Annotated in this window: 2 protein-coding genes and 4 pseudogenes; 5 read left to right on the top strand and 1 reads right to left on the bottom strand. The window is 68.9% G+C overall.

Going from position 1 to position 3746, the window contains the following annotated elements; translation table 11 throughout:
* Nucleotides 1-345: pseudogene (locus IEZ19_RS49395) on the bottom strand (integrase); the annotation flags it as partial.
* Between the two features lie 117 nt (nt 346-462).
* Between IEZ19_RS49395 and IEZ19_RS49390 the strand changes: the two are divergent.
* The 5 genes and pseudogenes from IEZ19_RS49390 to IEZ19_RS52475 all read left to right on the top strand — a co-directional run.
* Nucleotides 463-597, top strand: a pseudogene (locus IEZ19_RS49390) (IS5/IS1182 family transposase); the annotation flags it as partial.
* Nucleotides 598-650: 53 nt separating this feature from the next.
* Complete coding sequence (locus IEZ19_RS49385) at nt 651-869, top strand: hypothetical protein (RefSeq protein WP_189317897.1); 219 nt, start codon at nt 651-653, stop codon at nt 867-869.
* A 596-nt stretch (nt 870-1465) separates the two neighbouring features.
* A complete protein-coding gene (locus tag IEZ19_RS49380; RefSeq protein ID WP_189317896.1) occupies nt 1466-2857 on the top strand; it encodes a replication-relaxation family protein in 1392 nt (463 codons plus the stop codon).
* 282 nt (nt 2858-3139) lie between these two features.
* A pseudogene (locus IEZ19_RS49375) lies at nt 3140-3250 on the top strand (DUF4442 domain-containing protein); the annotation flags it as partial.
* A gap of 296 nt (nt 3251-3546) precedes the next feature.
* Nucleotides 3547-3746 (top strand): annotated as a pseudogene (locus IEZ19_RS52475) (RNA-guided endonuclease TnpB family protein); the annotation flags it as partial.

Genomic DNA, 3746 nt, shown 5'->3' with positions numbered 1-3746 from the left:
CAAGGCGCGGATCGAGCGGACGGTGGGTGGGCGCCCGCGACGCTTCGGTGCGCAGGTCACAGCAGGGCGTCGCTTGAGCAGGTCGCGATGCCACCGCAGGACCGTGTCCGGGCGGACCAGCAACAGGAGACGCCGCAGCTTGTCCATAGGGAGGTGGTGAAGCAGGCCGGCGAGCACGGCACGGTCGGTATCGGTGAAGACGGGCTTGCCGACCTGGCGTTGCAGGACCAGCAGTTGATGCCGGAGCGCGAGGATCTCGATGTCCTTCTCTCTGTCGCTCATCGGCAGGAGCCGCAGTAGCGCGAAGGCGTTGGTCGCGGCGAGGTAGGCCAGTCGCAGCAGCACGGCAGATCATGATGCCGCCGGTGCCCCGTGCAGATGAAGACCTCGGCGGGTGTCAGGCATGGCCAGACACCGGTGGTCAAGGCCGCTACCTGCACGGATGATTTATCGGCACCCGCAGTCCCCATTCTGGCCGATCTCGCCTACCAGGGCGCCGGCCCCTGGCTGACTACGGGCATCAAACGCAGGCCGCTGCAGGAACTCACCCCCACCGAGAAGACCGTCAACCGGGCTCTTGCCGTGCGAGTTGAGCCACGACGATCACTCCTATGAGTAGGGATCGGCATCGACACCGGCAGCCAGGGCGGTTGAGTGAAGCGCTGGCGGGGCGCCGTGTGGCAGCTCAAAACGACGCCAGCGACGCGAAGAAGACGAACTTCGCCTCCCGGCTCGACGAACTCGACGACCTGTTTCGCACCGGGGCCCCGAGCGAGTGGCCGCACCGCCTGCGCCGTCGAGCACGCGATCACCGGCTACCTCGACCACGTTGCCCCGGCAAGACGATGACCGAGGTCATCACCCGGTGACAAGACTGGCCATGACGGGCCGGGCCTTGGACGACCGACGTCACCCGCACCTACGTAGCGCTCGACAGGGGCTTTGGTAGTCGCTTCCGTTGAGGGTGCGGGAGGACCGTGAACGGAGGTTCGGGTCCTCCCGCGGGTCGCGTGTCCGCGGTGAGGGAGCGGCGGTGCATTGCGCGACGCGGTGTGCAACGCCTGTGCTGCGCATCAGTCACGGCCCGGGATACGCAGCGTTGCGCGCGCGGGGGCGGCTTGTTCCCCCCTGTCTACGGGCTGGGCAAGCCTCCATTCTCCCTACCACGTTCCCTACCGTTCCCCCAACCGACTGCCCTACCGGCACAGGCGATACAACGCACAGGGTTTGCGCAGGTCAAACCCCTTGGTCAGGCCCGACCAGCGTCCTCGACACCCCTCTTCTCTCTCCGTCTCCACCCGGTGTTGTGAGTGATTGTCTGTGGTGGGTGGGAGGGTGGGGCTGCGTCGGGATCAGAGGGGCCGGGCGGCGCGTATCCCCGGGTTGCGGCCCGGCCGGGGGCCGGTCCGCCGCGCGGTGCCGATGGCCCCGCGTATGCGGTGTGCAGAGGGAGAGGTGGGCGGGAGTGGGCGGTTCGAAGACCTACCCGTACGGATCGACCACGGCGGTCCGCGGTCACGTCCTGGCGGCGCTGGGCGTGTTGAAGGTGGCGACGCCGGATCAGATCCACCGGCTGATGGCTCCAGGGCACAAGGACAACAAGGCGTTCCGCAACGCGTGCCTGGACCTGGCCCGTCATGGGCTGACGGTGTCGGAGGGCAGCGCGCGGGACGGGAACAAGCTGTGGGGGCTGACCCCGCTCGGTCTGGACGCGGCGGCCGAAGTCTTGGGCAGGCCGGCGGGGGAGATGGGCGGGACCGCGCGGGGCGCGGCCCGGTCCGGTGCCCCGCATGCGATGGCGGTGAACGAAACGGTCATCGCCATCACCCGCACCCCACCGGCCCCCACACGCCCGGTCCCTCGCCAGGGCGCCGGCGCGCAAGGCCCGGCAGCTGGCCTGGCCGCAGGCACGACTGCTGGTGAGCAGGCGGCCGGGCTGGAGTCCGACGGGATCGGCAGTGCCGTGTCCTGGTCGACGGAGGTTTCGCTGAACCTGCCCAGCGTGGGCCGCAACCGGTCCGGGGTACGCGCGGATGCCGTCCTTGTGGCGCCGGAGGCGGGGCTGCCGGTGCTGCTGGTGGAGGTCGACAACTGCACCGAGCCTGTCGAGACGCTGGCGGCCAAGTTCGGCAAGTACCGCGCCTTTTTCCGGACCCGGACGAAGGGCCGGGATCGCTGGGGCCGGGAGATGCCTGTGTGGCGCACCCTGTTCCCGCCGACCGGCCGGGAGGGCTACCCACCGGTCGCGATCGTCTTCAACCCCGGCACCCGCCTTGGAGCACAGGGGCTGAAGAACCGCATGAACAAGGTCATGAACCTCACCCGCGAGACCTGGTCGGGCAGCTTCCAGCGGACGGGCAGCCACCTGAGCTCAGAGACGGACGGCTACTACGACTACGCCGACGCCATCCCCATCCTGTTCACCACCCTCGAACGCCTGCAGACGCACGGCCCCAGAGGCGCGGCGTGGTGGCGGTGCGGACACGGGCAGTGGGAAGACCTGTCCGCCGCCCTCACCAACCCGAACGACCACGAACACTGGAACACCCGGGACGACAAACGCCGCCTGGCCGAGGAACGCGAGAGTGAACGCGGCCAGGCCGCCGCCTGGGCGCAGACGCAGGCACCGGCCCGTCCGGTGGTTCCGACGCTGTCTGAGCGCCTTCAGCAGCTGCGTCCCGCCGACCCGGCTGTGGTGGAGCCGTGTGAGCGGTGTGGGCGGCCCCGCGACGGCGAGTTCGGGATCGTGTACGACGACGCCCCGGCCGCAGACGGCTGGCACTGCCCGGACTGCCGCATCGATCTTGCCCGGCAGCCACCCGGACTGTTCAAAGCCCTCTTCGGGCGCCACACGTGAGCGGCGCGTGGCTGTAGCGGGGACGGCTTACATCCTACGAACGGCTCACCCAACACTTCGAAACCTTGATCACCTGGGCGGTTATCACCCTCATGACCAGGCGCCTCGATCGGAAAGGCGCGCTCCCTCAGCTGGCCAAGGAATCCGACCGCTGTCGACAGCTGACCGGCGAAGGCCAGCTGGGTGAAAGAAGCCTCAGCCCATCCATTTGGGCAGGGCAAGGTCAAGCTTGGCTGTGCGCCATCAGGGCTGCGTGAGGCACTGTGAAGCGCTCCGGGTCTGCTGGAGGCTCTGATGTGCCCCGAGTTCCCGGTCGCCGTCGCCATCCATCGCGAGGACGGCGCGGTGACGAGCGAGATGACGGTGGTGTGGACCCTGCGCCCCAACAACTGACGCACACGCAGCGACACGCGGGACCCGGCCGGAAGGGGGGCGGCCGGGTCTTCGTGCGTCGTGCCCAGGTGTGCGTCGTGCGTGGGGCTCGGCCCGCTGGAACCGGACGCGGCTCACCGGGTTCCTGCGAGGATGCCTTGGCCTTCAGGCCGGGGAGGAATCGGACTCCTGCGGAGCAGGGCAGGGAAAGGGCAATCGCCGTGAGGGCGATTGGCCGTCCACCGCGGGACGGGGTGAGCAAGCCCGCCTTGATCAAGAGCTCCCAACTGTCAGTCCTCCCAGATAGATTCGGGTTCATGACGACGGACGCGACGACGAATGGGGATGGCGGGCACGCCCGGTACACGTATCGTCTTCGCGTGTCCGCTGGCGCGCGGGCTGCGCTCGAGGCGGAGTGGGACCGGTGCCGCTGGATCTGGAACGAGTGCGTGGCCAGGTCCAAGGCCGTGTACCTGCACAACAAGGTGCGTTGCGAGGACAAGCTGACGTGTGGTCC

The organism is Streptomyces brasiliensis, assembly GCF_014647875.1.
Classification (GTDB): domain Bacteria; phylum Actinomycetota; class Actinomycetes; order Streptomycetales; family Streptomycetaceae; genus Streptomyces; species Streptomyces brasiliensis.
This window is presented reverse-complemented; position numbering and strand designations above follow the sequence as displayed.